The following is a 19552-nucleotide window of genomic DNA, read 5'->3' as shown; positions in this document are numbered from 1 at the left end:
ATCCCTTTCGACAATGCACATTCCCTCAGCCGTTGGCGGCCGCGACGGCGCGTTTGGCCATGACGCTGATCAGGTTTGCCCGATAGTCGGCCGAGGCATGGATGTCCGTCATCAGGTTGTCAGCCGATATCTTGGCGCTGGCGACCACCGCCGGCTCAAACGACTTGGCCAGGGCAGCCTCGATCGTCTTGGCGCGAAAGACACCATTGTCTCCGGCCCCGGTGACGGCAACACGCACGTCGTCCTTGCCGGTCGCCTTGCCCTTGGCCACGAACACACCGACGATCGCATAGCGTGAGGCCGGGTTGCGGAACTTCTGGTAGGCCGCCTTGGCTGGTGCGGTGAAAGTGACGGCCGTAACGACCTCGCCATCCTTGAGCACGGTTTCGAACAGGCCCTTGAAGAACCTGTCGGCAGCGATCTCGCGCTTGTTGGTAACGATCGTCGCTGCCAGCGCCACCATGGCGGCTGGATAGTCGGCCGCCGGATCGTTGTTGGCGATCGAGCCACCGATGGTGCCGCGATGGCGCACGGCGGGATCGCCTATCATCGAAGCAAGTTCGGCCAGCGCCGGACAGGCCTTCTGCAGCTTGGCGTCGGTGGAGACCTCGTAATGCGTGGTGGCAGCACCGATGGTAACGGTCTTGCCGCTGACCTTGACGCCCTTCAGCGCTACGATCCTCGACACATCTACCAGATCCGACGGCGCCGCCAGCCGGGTCTTCATGGCCGGGATCAACGTCATGCCACCCGAGAGCAGCTTGGCATCACCGGTCTTCAGCAGTTTCACCGCATCCGCGACGGAATTGGCGCGATGGTAGTTGACGGAGTACATGGCTCGTTCTCCTCAGAGAGATTTCGACAGGGCAGTCGGCAATAGGCAGTCGGCAATCGGGTGAAGTCGTTCCGACTGCCTATTGCCTACTCCCCACTGCCATCTCAGTGTTTCTGCGCCGCCGCCCACACCCTGGAGGGCGAGGCCGGCATGGTGAAGTCGGCGATGCCAAGCGCATCGGTAAGCGCATTGATCACCGCGGGAGGCGAGCCGATGGCACCGGCTTCGCCGCAGCCCTTGATGCCGAGAGGATTGCCGGGACACGGCGTGTTTGAGGTCGAGACCTTGAAGGACGGCAGGTCGCCGGCGCGCGGCATGGTGTAGTCCATGTAGCTCGCCGTCAGCAGCTGGCCACTGGCATCATAGAACGCGCCTTCAAGCAAAGCCTGGCCGACGCCTTGAGCGATGCCGCCATGCACCTGCCCCTCGACAATCATCGGGTTGATGATGTTGCCGAAATCGTCTGCCGCCACGAACTGGATGATCTCGGTGAGACCGGTTTCCGGATCGACCTCGAGTTCGCAGATGTAGCAGCCCGCCGGGAAGGTGAAGTTGGTCGGATCATAGAAAGCGGTTTCCTTGAGGCCCGCCTCCATGCCGCTCGGCAGATTGTGAGCGGTGTAGGCTGCCAGCGCCATCTGGAACCACGGCACGTTCTTGTCGGTTCCGGCCACTTTCAGTGCACCGTTTTCGATGACGATATCGCCCTCGTCGGCTTCCAGGAGATGCGCCGCGATCTTCTTGGCCTTGGCCTCCACCTTGTCGAGCGCCTTGACGATGGCGCTCATGCCAACCGCGCCGGAGCGCGACCCGTAAGTGCCCATGCCCATCTGCACCTTGTCGGTGTCACCATGCACGATGCTGATGGAGTCGATCGGTACGCCGAAACGGCCGGCGACCAGTTGCGCGAAAGTGGTCTCGTGGCCCTGGCCGTGGCTGTGCGACCCGGTCAGCACTTCGATGGTGCCAACTGCGTTGACCCGCACTTCTGCGGACTCCCAGAGTCCGACGCCCGCCCCCAAAGAGCCGACCGCCGCCGATGGCGCGATGCCACAGGCCTCGATGTAGCAGCTCATGCCGATGCCACGCAGCTTGCCTGCCTTCTTGGCCTTGTCGCGCCGCTTGGTGAAGCCGGCGTAGTCGGCAGCCTTCATGGCCGCGTCAAGCGAAGCGCCGTAGTCGCCGGCGTCATAACACATGATCACCGGCGTCTGATGCGGGAACTGCGTGATGAAATTGGCACGCCGCAGTTCCGCCGGAGAAACACCGAGTTCGCGCGCAGCCGTTTCGATGGTGCGCTCGACCAGGTAGGTCGCTTCCGGTCGCCCCGCCCCACGATAGGCATCGACCGGCGCCGTGTTGGTGTAGACCGTGCGCACATTGGCGTGGATGGCCGGGATGTTGTACTGGCCCGACAACAGCGTGGCGTAGAGATAGGTCGGCACCGAGGACGAGAAGAGCGACATGTACGCGCCGAGATTGGCGATGGTGTCGACCTTCAGGCCGGTGATGCGGTTGTTCTTGTCGAACGCCATTTCCACCGTCGAGTGATGGTCGCGGCCATGCGCATCAGTCAGGAAGCTTTCGGTACGGTCGGCTACCCACTTCACCGGCACACCGGCCTTCTTGGATGCCCACAGGCAGACGACTTCTTCCGGATAGATGAAGATCTTGGAGCCGAAACCGCCGCCGACATCGGGAGCGATGACGCGCAGCTTGTTTTCCGGCGCGACATTGTAGAAGGCGCTCATCACCAGACGGGCGACATGCGGGTTCTGCGACGTCGTCCAGCAGGTATAGTGATCCTCGCCCTTGTCATAGTGCCCGAGCGCCGCGCGCGGCTCCATGGCATTGGGGACAAGGCGGTTGTTGATGATCTTCATGCGGGTGACGTGGTGCGCCGCCTTGATTGCGGCATCGGTCGCCTTGGCGTCACCGATCTCCCAGTCGAAGATGAGGTTGCCGTCAGCCTCGGGATGCAGTTGCGGTGCGCCCTTCTCCAGGGCCTTCGCCGCATCGACGACAGCTTTCAATTCCTTGTAGGTGACCTCGACCGCCTCGGCTGCGTCTCGTGCTTCGCCTTTGGTGTCGGCGATCACGATCGCCACCGCGTCGCCGACATAGCGAACCCGGTCGAAAGCCAGCGGCGACCATGCGCCCATCTTCATCGGAGAGCCATCCTTGGAATGGATCATCCAGCCGCATATGAGGTTGCCGATGCCGTCGGCCTTCAGTTCCTTGCCGGTCAGAACGGCGATGACGCCCGGCATGGCCTGCGCCTGCTTGACGTCGATCTTCTTGATCTGCGCATGAGCGTGCGGGCTGCGCACGAAAACGGCATGCTTCATGCCGGGCACAACCATGTCGTCGACATAACGGCCGGCGCCGGTGATGAAGCGCTTGTCTTCCTTGCGTGTGACGCGAGCGCCAATTCCTTCCATACCCATCAAAATTCTCCTCCGGAACCTTGAAGTGATTCATTCTGGTCGGTTCAGTCGCGTTGCGCGCCAAGTCCCTGGTCGGCTTCGCAACGATAGGCAGACTGCCCGCCGGTTGTTCGCCTTGTCGCGGCTCAGGCCGCCTTCTTCGCTTTCGGCTTGGAGGCCTTCGACATCGCTTGAGAAGCAGCCAGTATCGCTTTGACGATGTTGTGATATCCGGTGCAGCGACAGATGTTGCCTTCAAGTTCCGCGCGGACGGTCGCTTCGTCCAATCCTTCGGGATGGCGCGCGATCATGTCGGTCGCGGTCATGATCATGCCCGGTGTGCAGAAACCGCACTGCAAGCCGTGATGTTCCTTGAAGGCAGCCTGTACAGGGTGCAGATCCGCGCCATTGGCGATACCCTCGATGGTCACGACGGTCGAACCGGAGGCTTGCGCAGCCAGCATCGAGCAGGATTTAACGGCCTTGCCATCGACATGGACGACGCAGGCGCCACATTGCGAGGTATCGCAACCGACATGCGTGCCGGTAAGTCCTTGCTGTTCGCGTAGAAAGTGAACCAGAAGCGTGCGGTCCTCGACGGTGGCGCGCACCTGTCTGCCGTTCACGGTCAACGAAATGTCCGACATGAAGCCTCCCTGGGTGTTCAACCTCGGTAGACTGCCGGCTTCCTCCGGACGGACCGGCAGACCGTTATTCTTGTGTTCTGGAATCGCTTGGAATTTTGCTCCCAACATCTCCATTTTGCGAGAATGCAGTCCGCCCAATACGCCGTATATTGTACTTTCGGTCGTGGCTCAGGGGACGCGCCCATTGCCAATTGCGGAGGCCTATTGCAACAATAAGGACGGCGTTGAGGAGCGCCGACAGAATTGGGAGGAAAAGCTGGTCGCTTCGCGGACGCGCTATGCGTGCGGCCTGTCGGCGCTCACTTCAAGCGAGCCCGATGCGGAACATTTTGCGGCTGAAATCGCCCGGGAAGCCGATGCGATCGGCGCCGGCTTCATGCTGCTGTTTTTCTCGCAGAGCCTGATCGATGCGCCAACGCTCGCGGCGGCGCTGAAACGCCAAGCCCCGTCCCTCGCCTACGCTGCCTGCTCGACCGCCGGGGAGATCACGCCGGAAGGGCTGGAAGAAGGCCACATGCTGGCGATGCTGCTCCCCTCGGCCACCTTCACTGTCGCCAGCGCCATGGTGCAGGACCTGTCGACCTCGGCAATGGATGGCATCACTGGTGAAGTCGAGGTGCTGCGTCGCACGCTGCGCGCCACGAGCAAATATGCGCGTACTGGCAACGTCTTCGCGCTCTGTTTCATCGATGGCCTGTCCTACGCCGAGGAGGCCGTCACCTCGGCAATCCACTGGGGGTTGGACGACATCCCGTTGCTGGGCGGTTCGGCCGGCGACGACCTCAAATTCGAGACCACCACGCTGATCAGCAATGGTCATGTCGCCTCCGACAGCGCGATCGTCGTGCTGATCGCCACGACCATTCCGTTCCATGTCTTCAAGACCGACAATTTCGTGCCGACAGACGAAAAGCTGGTCGTGACGGCATCGGACCCCGATCATCGCATCGTGCGCGAATTCAACGCCGATATCGCAGCCACCGAATATGCGGCCTCCGTCGGCATCGTGCAGCAGACGCTGACGCCGTTCTCCTTCGCCTCGCATCCGGTGGTGGTCAAGGTGGGCGGTGAGTATTACTGCCGCTCGATCCAGAAGATGAACGCGGATGGCTCGCTGTCGTTCTTCTGCGCCATCGACGACGGCGTCGTGCTGTCCGTTGCCCAGCCGCTGGGCATGGTCGAGACCACCAAGGCCACGCTCAAGGATGTCGAGGAAAAACTCGGTGCCATCGACATGATCCTCGGCTTCGACTGCGTCCTGCGCAGGCTCGATGCCCGCAACCGCCAGGTGTTCCGGGATATTTCGGAACTCTACCGCGCCAACAAGGTGATCGGGTTCGGCACGTATGGCGAACAATACCGCTCCATGCATCTCAACCAGACCTTCACCGGCATCGCCTTCGGGTACCCGCAGGCGGCAGAGTAAGCTGGATGCCACTCAACGACATCCAGGACATCGAGCGGCTCAAGAAGATCAACGCGGCCCTGGTCAGCCGCGTCGAACGCTCCATGGATCAGCAGGGCAACGCGTTTTCGCTGTTCCAGACCGCGATCTCGCTGGAGAACAGGGTGCGCATGCGCACCGAGGAACTGCATGCCACGCTGCGCCGGCTGGAACAGTCGAACATGGCGCTTTCGGTCGCCAAGGAAAGCGCCGAACACGCCAATCTCTCCAAGACCCGGTTCCTGGCGGCGGCCAGCCATGACGTGCTGCAGCCGTTGAACGCCGCCCATTTGTCGGTCTCGGCACTGGCGGAGGTGCAGACCTCCGAGGAAGGCCGCAAGCTGGTTCGTCAGGTCGAGCGCTCGCTGCAGACCATGGAAGACCTGCTGCATACGCTGCTCGACATCTCCAAGCTGGATGCCGGCGTGGTCGAACCAGAGACGACGGACGTCAATCTCGAAACGCTGTTTTCGGCATTGCGCTCCGACTTCCAGCCGATCGCCGAAACAAAGGGGCTGTCGTTGCGATTCCGCCCGGTGGCGATCGCTGTGCGGTCCGACCGTACGCTGCTGCGCCGGATCCTGCAGAACATCCTGTCCAACGCGCTGCGCTACACCCGGCAGGGCGGCGTGCTTGTCGGCACGCGCCAGCGCGGCAACATCATCCGCATCGACGTCGCCGATACCGGCTGCGGCATTCCCGAGGATCAGCGCGAGGCGGTGTTCGAGGAATTCCATCGCGGTACACGCATGCCGGATGCCGAACTGGCCAGCGGCGGCCTTGGCCTGGGACTGGCCATCGTCAGGCGCATGGCCGGCGCGCTCGGCCATCCCGTCACCTTCTCCTCCACTGTCGGGCGCGGCACCATCTTCCACATCGACGTGCCGGTCTCCGCACATTCGGTTCCGGAGCCAGGCACGGTGGAGACCGAGCGCCAGCCCGGCTACGGCCTTTTCGGCACCAAGGTGCTGCTCGTCGAAAACGATGCCGACGTGCTGGCTGCCATGACCTCGCTGCTGGAGCGCTGGCAATGCACGGTGCGGGCCGCGACCTCGACCGACGAAGCTCTGGATGCGCTGGGCGACACCGACTGGGTGCCCGACATCATCATTGCCGACCAGCATCTGGAAGGCGGCGACCTCGGCACCATGACGGTGTCACAGGTGCGCGACTATCTCGGCCGCGCCGTTCCCGCCCTGCTGGTGACGGCCGACCCATCAGAGAGCGTCGTCAATGCAGCCCGCGCCGCCGGCATTGAGTTCATGCGCAAGCCGCTGAAGCCGGCGCAGCTGCGCGCATTGCTGGCGCATTTGTTGGCGTAGGCAGTCGGCAGTCGGCAGTCGGCAGTCGGCAGTCGGCAGTCGGCAGTCGGCAGTCGGCAGTCGGCAGTGAAATTATCGCTTTTTGGTCGCGTGCAACACCTGTGACAGGCACAGCTTTTCGACTGCCGACTGCCTATTGCCGACTGCCTCTCAAAATCCCTGCTGATCCCGGAACAATTCGGCATTGTCCAGCTTCGACACTTCGATCACCGCCTGCGTGCGGCTGTAGACGTTGAGCTTGCGCAGGATTTCGGAGACATGCGCCTTCACGGTCGTTTCGCCGACCTGCAGCTCATAGGCGATCTGCTTGTTCAGCATGCCCTGGCGTAGCATCTGCAGGACGCGCAGCTGCTGCGGGGTCAGGCGCGACAGCCGCTGCACCATGTCGGCGCGATCGCTGCTTTCCGTGTCCGGCGGTTCGGCGGTGTAGGTGTCGGGCACATAGATCGCGCCTTCCATCACCGAGCGGATGGCCGCGGCCAGATCGTCCTTGCGCACCGACTTCGGAATGAAACCCGCGGCCCCGTAGGATAGCGCCTCTGAAATGATCTTGGGGTCTTCGTAGCCGGAGACGATCACCACTGGCAGGTGGGGATAACGCGTGCGCAGCTGCAGCAGCCCCTCGAAACCGTGGACATCCGGCATGGACAGGTCGAGCAAAGCAAGGTCGAACGGCCGAACCTCGGCCAGCAGTTCGACCGCCTCGCCGATCGAACGGGCCTCGACGGTGTCGACCTCCGGATAGGCCATGCGCACGGCGCTGTGCAGTGCCTCCCGAAACAGCGGATGATCGTCGATAATCAGAAATCTTGCGACTTCGCTCGCTGCACTCATGGCCGCACTTGCCCCGATCTCGGTCGTCGGGGGCACAATACGCCTGCACCGACGATCCGTTCATTGGCCAATAGTACATTGGCAAAGGGTTCACGCCAGCCTGCCAGCCGCAATCAACTGTTGATCGCAGCAGACACCCCGATTTGGGAAATGTGATGCCTTGCCCCCCAACCCAAAAAAACCGAATGTGCGCGCGTTCGACGTGCCGAGCTTCGGCAGGAAAGGATGAGGCATGAATGCATTCGCCATACCGGCGCCGTCGACACCATCGGTCGCCATCGCCGGGTCTGCCGAGCGCTTTCCTGTGCGGCGCATCTTCTGTGTCGGCCGCAACTACGCCGCCCACGCACGCGAACTCGGCAATGACGAACGCGACCCGCCCTTCTTCTTCACCAAGCCAGCCGATGCCGTGGTCGATTCGCGACGGACGATCCCCTATCCGGCTCTGACGAAAAACCTGCACCATGAAATCGAACTGGTGGCGGCCATCGGCAAGGGTGGCTTCCGCATCCCGGCCGGCGAGGCCCTCGACCATGTCTGGGGATATGGCGTCGGCATCGATCTGACCCGCCGCGATTTGCAGGAGGAAGCGAAAAAGGCTGCACGCCCCTGGGATTGGGCCAAGGCCTTCGACTTCTCGGCGCCTTGCGGGCCACTGCTGCCAGCAGCGCGGTCAGGTCATCCCCGGAAGGGCCGGATCTGGCTCTCCGTGAACGGCACGGTCAAGCAGGAAGGCGATCTCGCGGAACTGATCTGGCCGATCGCCGACATTGTGGCGATCTGCAGCGAAGCTGTGGAACTCGCGCCCGGCGATCTCATTTTCACCGGCACCCCAGCCGGTGTCGGTCCGCTCGTCGCAGGTGACCGCGTCAGCGGCGGTGTCGACGGCATCGGCACAATCGAACTCACCATAGGGCAAGCGCGATGAGTGAAATCGTCCTGCACAACTACTACCGGTCCTCGACCTCTTACCGCGTGCGCATCGCGCTGGAGATGAAAGGCATCGTCTACACCTATGTGCCGCATCATCTGCGCCACGGCGAACATCTCGAGCCCGCCTACCTCTCGGTCAACCCGCAGGGGCTGGTGCCGGCGCTGATATGGGACGACGGCACCTTGCTGACGCAGTCGCTCGCCATTATCGAATTCCTGGACGAGATCAGGCCGGAGCCGCCCTTGCTGCCAAAGGATGCCGCCGGCCGCGCCCGCGTGCGCATGCTCTCGCAGATGATCGCCTGCGATATCCACCCGGTGAACAACCTGCGTGTGCTGACCAGCCTTCGCACCGTGTTCGGCGCCGGCGACGAGGATGTCGTCAACTGGTTTCGGCATTGGGTCAATGAAGGCTTCCAACCTCTTGAAAAGATGTTGGCTTCGTCGCTGCAAACCGGAACGTTCTGCCATGGCGAAACGCCAGGGCTTGCCGATATCTGCCTCGTCGCCCAGGTCGCCAACAATGCGCGTTTCGGCGTCGACATGTCTCCTTACCCGGTCATCTCGCGCATCAACGCCGCCTGCATGGCGCTGCCCGCCTTCTTAAAGGCGGCGCCACAGAACCAGCCCGACGCGGAGAGCTGAAGCGGCTCGCTGCACCGCCCTTACGCATGATCCCGAAAATCAGAATCGATTTTCGGAAAGGATCATGCACAAATTCAAAGTGCTAGAGCGACCTTTGCGCGTCCGAAAGGACGCGCGGCGCTCTAGAAAATGACCTTGAACGGAGACTACCGATGAAGGCCGTGGTGTTCGAAAAATTCGGGGAAACGCCGGTCGTGCGTACGGTGCCGGACCCGGTTCCCTCGCCCGACGGCGTGGTGATCAAAGTCGCCGCGACCGGGCTGTGCCGCAGCGACTGGCACGGCTGGATGGGGCATGATCCCGACATCCGCCTGCCGCACGTCCCAGGCCACGAGCTCGCCGGCATCGTTGTGGCGGCGGGTCGCCAGGTGCATAACTGGAAGGCAGGCGCGCGCGTGACCGTGCCCTTCGTGGCGGCCTGCGGCCATTGTTTCGAATGCGCCTCCGGCAATCATCAGGTCTGCGAGCACCAGTTCCAGCCCGGCTTCTCGGCATGGGGCTCCTACGCCGAATATGTCGCGATCGATCATGCCGACACCAATCTTGTCGCCATCCCCGAGGAAATGGATTTCGCGACCGCCGCCAGCCTCGGCTGCCGCTTCGTGACGTCGTTCCGTGCCGTCGTCGACCAGGGCCGCGTCACGCCCGGCGAATGGGTGGCCGTGCATGGCTGCGGCGGCGTCGGCCTGTCGGCGATCATGATCGCCAATGCCATGGGCGCCAACGTCGTGGCGATCGACCTCACCGCGGAGAAACTGGAGCTGGCGAGAAAACTCGGCGCCGTCGCCACGATCAATGCGGCGGAGACGCCCAATGTGGTGAAAGCGGTGAAGCAGATCACCAATGGCGGCGCGCATATGTCGATGGACGCGCTCGGCCATCCGACCACCTCGTACAACTCGATTTCGAACCTGCGCCGCCGTGGCCGGCACGTGCAGGTCGGACTGATGCTCGGCGATCACGCCAAGGCAGCGGTGCCGATGGCCAAGATCATCGCCCACGAACTCGAGATCCGCGGCAGCCACGGCATGCAGGCATTCCGCTATGGCGCGATGATGGAAATGATCAAGACCGGCAAGCTGCGGCCCGACCTGTTGATCGGCAAGACCTACAGCCTCGACGAGGCACCGGCGGCACTGATGGCGATGGGCAATTTCGAAGGCACCGGCATCGGCGTGGTGACGCAGTTCTGATCCGGCCTATCAAGCCGGTCATTCCCTCAGGAAGGCCTCGATCATCTCGGCCGACTGTTTCGGCTTGGTCACCAGGAACAGGTGACCGTCGTCGAGCAACTCGAGCCGCGAGCGGGCGATCATCGTGTGAAGCATCCTGGCATTGATCACCGGCACCAGCGGGTCGTCGGTGCCGGCCATGATCAGCGTTGGCTGCCGCAACATCCACAGCCACGGCAGGCTGGTCCAGCCGCTCATCGCGAAGAGCTGCAGGAAATAGCCGTATTGCGAGGCGCCTTTCATGGCGGACGCATGGCGGTTGATCAGCGTCGGATCCTTGCGGAAGTCGCCGCCATAGATCTCCGCCGCGATCGAGCGCATGTAGCCGGGATCGGTATAGCGGCGCGGGCTCGCCATTTTCGACAGCACGGCGGGAGCGCCCGGCACCATGGTGATTCCGGGCGCGGTGGCGGCCAGGATCAGCTTGCGGCACACCGAAGGGTACTGGAAGGCGAACTGCTGGGCGAGCCCGCCGCCCCACGACACGCCGGAAACGTCCAGCCGGTCATGGCCGAGGATTTCACCGAGGCGTTTTCCGAGCCTCGCCAGCGTCGAGGGCCGATAGGGAAAGGTCGGGTTGGGCGAACCGCCGACACCCGGCACATCGAAGATGATGCCGGTCGTGTCTTCGAGCGCCGCCATGAAAGGGGCCGCCAGTTCGAGATTGGCGCCGATGCCGTTGAACATCATCAGAGGCGGACGACTGGAACTGCCGTGACGGATACCGACGCGCAGCAGCTGCCCGTCGACATCGAACATCTTGATGTCCATCGCGCCGTCCGCCTTGGCCTTGCCTGCAGCCATCGCCATTCAGTCCGTCCCCGTTCGTTTCAAGGTTTTTTGCGATCTCTCGGGGCAATCAGGGCTCGAACACATAGGTGCCCGGCGCTGCCCCCATCGGCTTGTGCCTGGCACTGCCCGGCGTCTTCGGCGCAGCGATCTCAGCGCCCGAGCGTTCCTTGAGATAGGCCGCCCAGTCGAGCCACCAGCTGCCTTCATGCTTTTCGGCCTTGGCGGTCCAGGCGTCGGCATCCTTTTCCTTGGTCTTGCCCTTCACATACCAGGCCTTCGGGTTGCCGGGCGGATTGAGCAGGCTCTGCAGATGGCCGGAATTGGACAGGATGAAGGTCGTGTTGTCGCCATAGAGACGCGCGGTCTGGTACACCGCCTTCCAAGGCGTGATGTGGTCGGTGGTGCCGCCGATGACATAGGTGTCGTGCTTGACCTTGCCCATGTCGATCGGCACGCCATGGATCGACATCTTGCCCGGGTTCATGAACGGGTTGGTGAAGATGAGGTCCAGGAAATCGCCGTGCAGGCGAGCCGGCAGGCGCGTGGTGTCGGCGTTCCAGTAGAGCACGTCGAAAGCCGGTGGCGCATTGCCGAGCAGATAGTTGTTGACCCAGTAGTTCCAGATCAGGTCGTTCGGCCGCATCCAGGCAAACATCTTCGCCATTTCATGGCCATCGAGGATGCCCCTCGCCTTGGACATCTGCTTGGCGGCCATGATCGTCTCCGGCGTGACCAGCGCCGCGAAATCCGAATCCGTATCGGCCTGCGTGTTGAGCACGCAGACGGCCAGGATGACGGCGTTGATCTTTTCCTTCTTCTGCGCGGCCAGCCAGGCGACGTAGGTCGACAGCGTGATGCCGCCAGAACACGACCCCATGATGTTGACGGTATCGGAGCCGGTGATCTCGCGCGCCGCATCGCAAGCCTCGTCGAGCGCAGCGATATAGGTATCCAGCCCCCAGTCGCGCTGCTCCGGTGTCGGATTGCGCCAGGAGACGCAATAGGGCTGGATGCCGTGGCTGAGCAGGAACTTGATCATGCTCTTGTCCGGCGAGAGATCGACCGAATAATATTTGTTGATCTGCGGCGGCACGACCAGCAATGGCCGCTGGTAGACCTTCTCGGTCGTCGCCGTGTAGTGAACGAGCTCCAGCACTTCGTTCTTGAAAACGACGGTGCCTGGACTGTTGGCGAGGTTCTCGCCGACCTTGAACTTGGAAGCGTCGACCGATGATGGCAGGCCGCCATTGCGCGTCATGTCGTCGAGGAAATTCTTCAGTCCGCTGACCGCGCTTTTGCCGCCGGTGTCGACCAGGGTCTTGATGGCCGTCGGGTTGAGAGCCGGATTGTTTGACGGCGCCATGGTGTCGACGAAGATGGACGTGATCAGCCTTGCGCGGGCTGCATCCTTTTCGGGCAGGTCCGTCTTGGCGACCAGTTCGGTCACCGACTTGCTCCAGGCGACATAGGACTGCATCACCGCCTTGTGCAGGCTGCTCGACTTCCAGGCGGGATCGGCGAAGCGGCGATCCTTGGGGTCGGCAGCAATCTCTGACTGGCCGGTGATGATCTTGCCGAACTCGCTGGCGAAGGCGAGCCATTGTTCTGCCAGCGCCTGCGGATGGCTGGCCAGAGCCTTCAGCACCGAGCCAGTGGCGGCGGCGATATCCTGCGTGCGCAGGCCGACAAGCGGATTGAGCGCCAGCGTGTTTTCGGCCGCCTCGTCGGCGATCTGTTCGGCAAGCGGGCGTGTGTCTCTCGCCCTCTCCTCACCGCCACGCTTTTCGCCGTCCTTGTCCTTCGCCGGCGCCTTCGCCATGAATTATCCTCCCGCTTTTCTCCGCCGCTCGTAGAACATGGCCAATGTCTCGGCCATCAGCGCCGGCTTCTCCTCGCCTTCGATCTCGATCGTGTTGGCGAACTTCATCAGGTACTGGCCGGGAGCCTTGTCCTCGACCGAGATCAGCGATGCCCGCAGCCGGACCCGTGTTCCGACCCTGACCGGCGCCAGGAAGCGCACCTTGTCCAGCCCGTAGTTGAACACCGCCTGGGTGTTTTCGGGCACCACGTTCATCTGCTGGCTGAGACCGCCGATCAGCGAAAGGCTGAGATAGCCATGCGCGATCGTCGTGCGGAACGGGCTTTCCTTCTTGGCGCGCTCGGGACTGGTGTGGATCCACTGCCGATCTTCCGTGCATTCGGCGAACTGGTCGATACGGTTCTGATCGACCTCCACCCAATCGGAAACGCCAAGCTCCTGCCCGGTCATGGCCCGGAGCTCTTCGTAGGTCGGAGGTGATTTGCTCATTCCATCATTCCTGATTGCTTCAGCTGCCCCGTCCGACCATGAACGCGCCGCCCTGTCAATTCAGCACTCATCGGGGTGCCGCCATCTCCTTGACCACCTGATCACGCAGTTCACGCCGCAGGATCTTGCCGACATTGGTCCGCGGCAGGTCATCCCGGAACTCGATGTATTTCGGCTTCTTGTAGCCGGTGAGGTGCTTGACGCAGAACTCGGCCAGCGCCTCCTTGCTGAGGCCCGGATCCTTGCGCACCACGAACATCATTACCGCTTCGCCGGAATTCTTGTCAGGCACGCCGACGACGGCCGCCTCGAGAACACCTGGGTGCAGCACCGCGACGGCCTCGACTTCGTTCGGATAAACGTTGAAGCCGGAAACCAGGATCATGTCCTTCTTGCGGTCGACGATCTTCACATAGCCATTGTCGTCCATGATGCCGACATCGCCGGATTTGAAGAAGCCATCCGGCGTCATCGCCTTCTCGGTCTCGTCGGGCCGATTCCAATAGCCCGCCATGACCTGCGGCCCCCTGATGGCGATCTCGCCGGGCTGGCCGTGCGGCACATCGCTGCCGTCATCATCCAGCAGCCTGATCTCGACATTCGGCAACGGCAGGCCGATCGTTCCGGTATAAGCATCGTTGTCGGTTGGATTGCAGGCGATGCCGGACGACGTTTCGGACAGACCGTAGCCTTCGACGATAGGGCAACCGGTCACCGCCAGCCATTTCCTGGCCACCGCCTCCTGCACCGCCATGCCGCCGCCATTGGCAATGCGGAACTGCGAGAAATCCAGCTTGGCGAATTCCGGATTGTTGGCGAGCGCATTGAAAAGCGTGTTGACGCCCGGCATCACATGAAACTTGTACTTGGCGATTTCCCGGATCATCGCCGGGATGTCGCGCGGATTGGGGATCAGCACATTGACCCCTCCGGTGCGCATGGCCAGCAGCCCGCAGGTGATGAAAGCGTAGACGTGATAGAGCGGCAGCGCCGTTATGAAGGTGAGCTGCCCGCTGATCGGCCTGCGCTTGAGGCCCGGCTGCGTCCATGCCTCCGAGGCCAGCAGGTTGGCGATGATGGTGCTGTGAAGCAGAGTCGCGCCTTTGGAAACGCCGGTGGTGCCGCCGGTATATTGCAGCACGGCCGCATCGTTCGGACCGATCTCCGGCCGTTCGAGCTTCTTGCCCTTGCCTGCCGCCAGCGCCACATTGAAGCGTACCGCTCCCGGCAGCGAAAACGCCGGTATCGCCTTCTTGACCCTGCGCAACACCAGATTGGCGACCATGCCCTTCGGGAAGCCGAGAAGGTCACCGACACTGGCCAGAACGATGTGCCTGATCGGCGTGTCGCGAACCACCTGCTGCAGTGTTGCCGCGAAATTTTCCAGAATGATGATTGCCTGTGCGCCGGAATCGTTGAGCTGATGTTCCAGTTCGCGCGGCGTGTAGAGCGGATTGACATTCACCACGATGAAGCCGGCGCGCATGCCCGCGGCAACGGCGATCGGATACTGCAGCACATTGGGCATCATGATGGCGACGCGATCGCCGCGCTTCAGGCCGAGGCCTTGCAGATAGGCTGCGAAATCACGCGAAAGCCGGTCGACCTCACCGAAGGTCAGGGCCTTGTCCATGAAGACATAGGCCTTTTGATCGCGGTACTTGGCAAAGCTTTCCTCGAACAGCGCAACGACCGAGGAATACTGGTTGATGTCGACCTCGGCCGGCACGCCGGCGGGGTAATTCCTTACCCAGATACGCTCCATGCGCTCCTCCCCTGGATCGCGCTTTCCCGCAATCTAGACGCGCGAGAAAGGCTTGGGAAGCGCAACGCCACGTCTTAGGCGGCTCACGGTGATTACCCAGCGGAAATGCTTTCCGGCGGCATTGCGACGGCCTTCGACAACAGCCACCTCATACCCGGCCGCGCTCACCGTGCGGCAGCTTGCCTTTGCGCGCGATCCGGCAAATGATCCCGCGAGAAGAAGGCCGCGCGGCCGGGCGCCTTTTCAGCGAGACCTGGAGCGTTTCCGTTTTCCATGGGAACGCAGAAACGCTCTAAGTTTTGTCTTCGCCGCATTTTTGTAACGCCGGGTGATTCCACCTGGCTACAAAATGCTCTGGGCCGGGAGGGAATGCATGAAGCAGCTCGGCGGCATCGATGCCACTTTTCTCTATATGGAGACGCCGGAAACACCGATGCATGTCGCCGGGCTGACGCTCTATGAGCCGCCCGCCGATCTTTCCGGTTCTTTCTACGACCACTTCAAGGATTTCTTCCTCACCCGCATGCACCTTGCGCCGATCTTCGAAAAGAAGCTCGCACGCACAGTGCTGGAACTCGATCATCCGGCCTGGGTCGATGCCGGCGAGATCGACATCTCCTATCATTTGCGTCGTGTCACCCTGGCTGCGCCCGGCAACTGGAAGCAACTCGAAGACCTGGTCGGCGAATTGCATTCGACCCTGCTCGACCGCTCCCGGCCGCTCTGGCAGTTCACGGTCATCGACGGGATGGAAGACGGCAATGTCGCGATCTACGCCAAGATGCACCACGCAGCTGTCGACGGCGGCGCCGGCATGGCGATCGCAGCCGCCCTCTACGACCTGTCGCCCCAGCCGAGGAAAGTGAAGCCGCCGGAGCCCAGACCGGCCGTCCGCAAGCCGACAATCGAGGAACGCGCCATCCTGGGTATCAATGATGTGGTGCAGAATGTGATGCGCCAGCAACTGAAGGCGATGGAGGCCGTCCCTCAGGTACTCGGCACTCTGACGGACCTGCTCATCGCCAAAAGTGGCAACGGCGAAGGCAAAGGCGGAAGCCTGCCTGGTATTCCCGACATCCTGGCTCCCAAGACGCCGTTCAATGTCACTGTCACTGCGCAGCGGTCCTTCGCCGCTCGCGCCTTATCGCTCGGCGATGCCAAAATGATCGCCAAGGCAACCGGCACCAAGATCAACGACGTGGTGATGGCCGTAAGCGCAGGCGCCCTGCGCGCTTATCTGGAAGATCACCAGGCGCTGCCGAAGAAGCCGTTGGTGGCTTTTGTACCGATCTCGCTGCGTCAACCTGGCGACATGGACGCTTCCAATCAGGTTTTTGGCATGTTCTGCCCGATCGCGACAGAACTTGCCGATCCACTGGAGCGATTGAAGGCAATCCACAAAAAAAGCGGAGATTCAAAGACCTTAGCCGGCACGGTGAAAGACGTTTCACCGAAGGATTATACACTGCTCGGGGCTCCGATCCTGTTTCCCGGCCTCGCCCAGCTCTATGGCCGTACCGGCCTGGCCGACGTGATGCCTTCGACCACCAACCTGACAATCTCAAACGTCCCCGGTCCGCCAATCCCGGTCTTCTGCGCTGGGGCGAAGGTGCTGGCGATGTTCCCGGTTTCGATCCCGATCCATGGCATTGCCCTCAACATCACCGTCCAAAGCTATCAGGACCGGCTAGACTTCGGCATCACCGCCGACCGCCGTGCCGTACCTGATATCGACCATCTCGGCGACCTGCTGGTGACGGCCATGGCAGAGCTCAAGGCCGCAGCCGAAAAGCTGCCGCCGCCTCCACCAAAGCCCACAAGGCAGTGAACCGAAACGCTCCGGTGCCGCTGCGGCAACCGTGCGCAATATTGCAGTTTTGTGAACAAAAGCGGCATAATCTGCGTTGAGTGCAGCCGGAATCAACCGACAGGAGCCAAGATGGCCCACGCTGATACGCTGAAACCACCTTCGCGACTGCTGTTTGCGCTGGAACTTCGGGCCTTGCCTGAACTCGGCGGCTTTGTCGCGTCGCTTCCGCTTCTGACGGCGCTGGCGCCGCGTGGCGACGGGCATCCCGTGCTGGTGCTGCCGGGCCTCGTCACCAGCGATCGCTCGACGGTGGCTCTGCGCAGCTTCCTGAAATCCAAGGGTTATGCCAGCTACGGCTGGGATCTCGGCCGCAACTATGGCCCGCTGCCCGGCATCGAGCGCAAGATGGTCGACCGGCTCAAGGCACTCGCTGACAAGCATGGCCGCAAGGTAAGCCTCGTCGGCTGGAGCCTTGGCGGCATCTATGCGCGGCAACTCGCCAAGATGCTGCCCGACGAAGTGCGGCTGGTGATCACATTGGGTAGCCCGTTCAACGGCGACCCACGGGCAACCAACGCCTGGAAACTCTACGAATTCACCTCGGGCCACAAGGTCGATGACCGCGAAGGCCATATGGGCGGGGCGATTTCGGAATCGCCCGCGGTGCCAACAACGGCAATTTACAGCCGCAGCGACGGTATCTGTGCCTGGCAGGCCTGCATGGAAAACGAGCTGTCGCATACCGAGAGCATCGAGGTCGAGGCGAGCCACTGTGGCCTCGGCCATCACCCTGCGGCGGTCTATGCCATTGCCGATCGCCTGGCGCAGGCGGAGGGCGAATGGAAGCCTTTCGACCGAGGCGGCTTCAAGAGCCTATTCTTTCCTGATCCCAAGCGAAGCTAAACTTAGCCAGGCAAGCATTGCGCTACTCGGCCGCCTGCTGCTCCGGCACATCGTCCAGCCGGTTGGGATCGCCGGCCGCGGTCTCGCAACCGAGATCGGGAAACGCGACGACACGCCGTCCGTGAAAATCGGTGCGCAGCACAGCCAGGCCACGCTCTTCGAAGAAAGACAGCAGCCTGCGCGCCCGCCGCGCCGACTGCGTGCCATAGGCTCGTGCCAGCGCCGCGTCGGACGGACAGGGCGAGCCGGTGACAGCCGCCTGCGCGACGATCAGGAACACGGCCTGCAAATCCTCGGGAACGTCGGCCGACAGCGCCAGCGCCTGTTGCCAGACATCGCTCGCTGCCGTCGTCTCGTCGATACCGGTCTTGGCGATGGCAAGCCGCCGCCGGAAGACCGAAAGGCCGAGCGGCTCGCCGGGCACGCGGCGAATGCGACAACGCACCAGAAAATCCTGGTAAAGCAATGAATCTGCTCGGAAAGCAGCATCAGGATCTTCAACGATCTCCGAGAGAACGGCCTTGATCAGCGCCTCGCGCTCGACCTCGTCGAACAGCGTTGGCGCGGGCTCGGAGGCGGCTGTCTGCTCGGGCAAAGCGCGCGCCAGCTGCTCCAGGATATCGGCCGTGGGCGTCGGCACCGGCGGGCGTGGGCGACGCACCACCGGTTGGCGCAGTTCCTCGGGGCTCGGGGTCAGGATCAGGCTTTCGACATCCTCGATCGCTTCTGGCAGCGGCGTCAACTTCGGGCTGACCGAACGCGCCGACGTCTCGACCGTACCGATGGCGACCGGCAGCGGTCGCCGCGACATGGCGGGTCCGAGGGCAACGAAATTGCCGCGCGCCAGGTCGCGGAACATCTCCGCCTGGCGCCGCTCCATGCCGAGCAGGTCGGCAGCGCGCGCCATGTCGATGTCGAGGAAGGTGCGGCCCATCAGGAAGTTGGAGGCTTCCGCTGCCACGTTCTTGGCAAGCTTGGCCAGACGCTGCGTGGCGATGACCCCGGCAAGACCGCGCTTGCGGCCGCGACACATCAGGTTGGTCATGGCGCCGAGCGAAACCTTGCGTGCCTCGTCCGAAACCTCGCCGGCTATCGCCGGCGCGAACAGCTGCGCCTCGTCCACCACCACCAGCACCGGATACCAGTAATCGCGCTCGGCATCGAACATGCCATTCAGGAAGGCGGCGGCGCCGCGCATCTGCTGTTCGACGTCGAGGCCTTCGAGATTGAGCACGACAGAGGCGCGATGTTGGCGAATGCGGCCGGCAATGCCGGTGAGTTCTGCTTCGGTGCGCTGCGCATCGACCACGATGTGGCCGAAACGGTCAGCGAGCGTGACGAAATCCCCCTCGGGGTCGATCACCACCTGCTGCACCCAGGGCGCGCTCTGTTCGAGAAGACGACGCAGCAGATGCGACTTGCCGGAGCCGGAATTGCCCTGCACCAGCAGACGTGTCGCCAGCAATTCTTCGAGATCGAGCGTGGCGGCTGCGCCGGACGCCGTCCCCATCTCGATGGCTACCTTCATTCAAAACCCCGGCCGAATTCCAGAGGGAGTACGATCACGAACGAATCGGCCTCCGGTCTATAACGTGTTGCGCGCATGATTCTTGCCGGAAAACTCTGCAACTTTTCGAGGCCGCGCTCCAGACATTT

Annotated in this window: 16 protein-coding genes; 7 read left to right on the top strand and 9 right to left on the bottom strand. The window is 62.6% G+C overall.

Translation table 11 applies throughout. From position 1 onward, the window contains the following. Positions 1-25 precede the first annotated feature (25 nt). The 3 genes from AC3WTO_RS06420 to AC3WTO_RS06410 all read right to left on the bottom strand — a co-directional run bounded on the left by AC3WTO_RS06420 (position 26) and on the right by AC3WTO_RS06410 (position 3908). The gene (locus AC3WTO_RS06420; protein WP_492459812.1) at positions 26-835 is read right to left on the bottom strand and encodes an FAD binding domain-containing protein; all 810 of its coding nucleotides are present in this window, start codon (positions 833-835) and stop codon (positions 26-28) included. 104 nt (positions 836-939) lie between these two features. Further along, the gene (locus AC3WTO_RS06415) at positions 940-3282 is read right to left on the bottom strand and encodes a xanthine dehydrogenase family protein molybdopterin-binding subunit (protein ID WP_492459811.1); all 2343 of its coding nucleotides are present in this window, start codon (positions 3280-3282) and stop codon (positions 940-942) included. Between the two features lie 125 nt (positions 3283-3407). Then, complete coding sequence (locus AC3WTO_RS06410) at positions 3408-3908, bottom strand: (2Fe-2S)-binding protein (RefSeq protein ID WP_492459810.1); 501 nt, start codon at positions 3906-3908, stop codon at positions 3408-3410. Between the two features lie 256 nt (positions 3909-4164). On the opposite strand from AC3WTO_RS06410, the gene AC3WTO_RS06405 reads away from it, so the two are divergent. Continuing rightward, positions 4165-5334 carry an FIST N-terminal domain-containing protein gene (locus AC3WTO_RS06405; protein WP_492460054.1) on the top strand — a complete coding sequence of 390 codons (1170 nt, stop codon included), beginning with the start codon at positions 4165-4167 and terminating at the stop codon, positions 5332-5334. Positions 5335-5339: 5 nt separating this feature from the next. Further along, positions 5340-6674: an ATP-binding response regulator gene (locus AC3WTO_RS06400; RefSeq protein ID WP_492459809.1), complete on the top strand. Its 1335-nt coding sequence runs from the start codon at positions 5340-5342 to the stop codon at positions 6672-6674. Between the two features lie 150 nt (positions 6675-6824). Here AC3WTO_RS06400 and AC3WTO_RS06395 read toward each other — a convergent pair whose 3' ends face one another. Then, positions 6825-7508 carry a response regulator gene (locus AC3WTO_RS06395; RefSeq protein ID WP_492459808.1) on the bottom strand — a complete coding sequence of 228 codons (684 nt, stop codon included), beginning with the start codon at positions 7506-7508 and terminating at the stop codon, positions 6825-6827. A gap of 232 nt (positions 7509-7740) precedes the next feature. Between AC3WTO_RS06395 and AC3WTO_RS06390 the strand changes: the two genes are divergently transcribed. The 3 genes from AC3WTO_RS06390 to AC3WTO_RS06380 all read left to right on the top strand — a co-directional run bounded on the left by AC3WTO_RS06390 (position 7741) and on the right by AC3WTO_RS06380 (position 10279). Beyond that, complete coding sequence (locus AC3WTO_RS06390; RefSeq protein ID WP_492459807.1) at positions 7741-8436, top strand: fumarylacetoacetate hydrolase family protein; 696 nt, start codon at positions 7741-7743, stop codon at positions 8434-8436. Beyond that, positions 8433-9086, top strand: a complete 654-nt coding sequence (gene maiA / locus AC3WTO_RS06385) for a maleylacetoacetate isomerase (protein ID WP_492459806.1) — start codon at positions 8433-8435, stop codon at positions 9084-9086. The genes AC3WTO_RS06390 and maiA overlap by 4 nt, the downstream gene beginning before the upstream one ends. Before the next feature lie 152 nt (positions 9087-9238). Beyond that, positions 9239-10279, top strand: a complete 1041-nt coding sequence (locus tag AC3WTO_RS06380) for a zinc-dependent alcohol dehydrogenase family protein (protein WP_492459805.1) — start codon at positions 9239-9241, stop codon at positions 10277-10279. An 18-nt stretch (positions 10280-10297) separates the two neighbouring features. Here AC3WTO_RS06380 and phaZ read toward each other — a convergent pair whose 3' ends face one another. The 4 genes from phaZ to AC3WTO_RS06360 form a co-directional block, all read right to left on the bottom strand. Continuing rightward, positions 10298-11128: a poly(3-hydroxyalkanoate) depolymerase gene (gene phaZ / locus AC3WTO_RS06375; protein WP_492459804.1), complete on the bottom strand. Its 831-nt coding sequence runs from the start codon at positions 11126-11128 to the stop codon at positions 10298-10300. A 49-nt stretch (positions 11129-11177) separates the two neighbouring features. Next, complete coding sequence (locus AC3WTO_RS06370) at positions 11178-12929, bottom strand: alpha/beta fold hydrolase (RefSeq protein ID WP_492459803.1); 1752 nt, start codon at positions 12927-12929, stop codon at positions 11178-11180. Between the two features lie 3 nt (positions 12930-12932). Continuing rightward, positions 12933-13418 (bottom strand): MaoC family dehydratase, encoded by a 486-nt coding sequence (locus AC3WTO_RS06365; protein WP_492459802.1) that lies wholly within the window; start codon positions 13416-13418, stop codon positions 12933-12935. Between the two features lie 67 nt (positions 13419-13485). After that, on the bottom strand, positions 13486-15183 hold the full coding sequence (locus AC3WTO_RS06360; protein ID WP_492459801.1) for a long-chain-fatty-acid--CoA ligase: 1698 nt from the start codon (positions 15181-15183) through the stop codon (positions 13486-13488). Positions 15184-15556: 373 nt separating this feature from the next. Between AC3WTO_RS06360 and AC3WTO_RS06355 the strand changes: the two genes are divergently transcribed. Beyond that, positions 15557-17011: a WS/DGAT/MGAT family O-acyltransferase gene (locus tag AC3WTO_RS06355; protein ID WP_492459800.1), complete on the top strand. Its 1455-nt coding sequence runs from the start codon at positions 15557-15559 to the stop codon at positions 17009-17011. Positions 17012-17122: 111 nt separating this feature from the next. Then, positions 17123-17896 (top strand): esterase/lipase family protein, encoded by a 774-nt coding sequence (locus tag AC3WTO_RS06350; RefSeq protein ID WP_492459799.1) that lies wholly within the window; start codon positions 17123-17125, stop codon positions 17894-17896. Between the two features lie 22 nt (positions 17897-17918). Here AC3WTO_RS06350 and AC3WTO_RS06345 read toward each other — a convergent pair whose 3' ends face one another. Next, on the bottom strand, positions 17919-19424 hold the full coding sequence (locus AC3WTO_RS06345; protein WP_492459798.1) for a helicase HerA domain-containing protein: 1506 nt from the start codon (positions 19422-19424) through the stop codon (positions 17919-17921). Positions 19425-19552 lie beyond the last annotated feature (128 nt).

The sequence above is a fragment of the Mesorhizobium sp. EU05-FHT14A09 genome, from assembly GCF_058790995.1.
The sequence above is the reverse complement of the archived record's forward strand: the minus strand, read 5'-3'. Positions and strand labels throughout refer to the sequence as shown.

What these genes read in the sequence shown, in the direction of transcription:
- AC3WTO_RS06420 (WP_492459812.1), bottom strand. Translation starts at nt 835, where the DNA reads ATGTACTCCGTCAACTACCATCGCGCCAATTCCGTCGCGGATGCGGTG.
- AC3WTO_RS06415 (WP_492459811.1), bottom strand. Translation starts at nt 3,282, where the DNA reads ATGGGTATGGAAGGAATTGGCGCTCGCGTCACACGCAAGGAAGACAAG.
- AC3WTO_RS06410 (WP_492459810.1), bottom strand. Translation starts at nt 3,908, where the DNA reads ATGTCGGACATTTCGTTGACCGTGAACGGCAGACAGGTGCGCGCCACC.
- AC3WTO_RS06400 (WP_492459809.1), top strand. Translation starts at nt 5,340, where the DNA reads ATGCCACTCAACGACATCCAGGACATCGAGCGGCTCAAGAAGATCAAC.
- AC3WTO_RS06395 (WP_492459808.1), bottom strand. Translation starts at nt 7,508, where the DNA reads ATGAGTGCAGCGAGCGAAGTCGCAAGATTTCTGATTATCGACGATCAT.
- AC3WTO_RS06390 (WP_492459807.1), top strand. Translation starts at nt 7,741, where the DNA reads ATGAATGCATTCGCCATACCGGCGCCGTCGACACCATCGGTCGCCATC.
- maiA (WP_492459806.1), top strand. Translation starts at nt 8,433, where the DNA reads ATGAGTGAAATCGTCCTGCACAACTACTACCGGTCCTCGACCTCTTAC.
- AC3WTO_RS06380 (WP_492459805.1), top strand. Translation starts at nt 9,239, where the DNA reads ATGAAGGCCGTGGTGTTCGAAAAATTCGGGGAAACGCCGGTCGTGCGT.
- phaZ (WP_492459804.1), bottom strand. Translation starts at nt 11,128, where the DNA reads ATGGCGATGGCTGCAGGCAAGGCCAAGGCGGACGGCGCGATGGACATC.
- AC3WTO_RS06370 (WP_492459803.1), bottom strand. Translation starts at nt 12,929, where the DNA reads ATGGCGAAGGCGCCGGCGAAGGACAAGGACGGCGAAAAGCGTGGCGGT.
- AC3WTO_RS06365 (WP_492459802.1), bottom strand. Translation starts at nt 13,418, where the DNA reads ATGAGCAAATCACCTCCGACCTACGAAGAGCTCCGGGCCATGACCGGG.
- AC3WTO_RS06360 (WP_492459801.1), bottom strand. Translation starts at nt 15,183, where the DNA reads ATGGAGCGTATCTGGGTAAGGAATTACCCCGCCGGCGTGCCGGCCGAG.
- AC3WTO_RS06355 (WP_492459800.1), top strand. Translation starts at nt 15,557, where the DNA reads ATGAAGCAGCTCGGCGGCATCGATGCCACTTTTCTCTATATGGAGACG.
- AC3WTO_RS06350 (WP_492459799.1), top strand. Translation starts at nt 17,123, where the DNA reads ATGGCCCACGCTGATACGCTGAAACCACCTTCGCGACTGCTGTTTGCG.
- AC3WTO_RS06345 (WP_492459798.1), bottom strand. Translation starts at nt 19,424, where the DNA reads ATGAAGGTAGCCATCGAGATGGGGACGGCGTCCGGCGCAGCCGCCACG.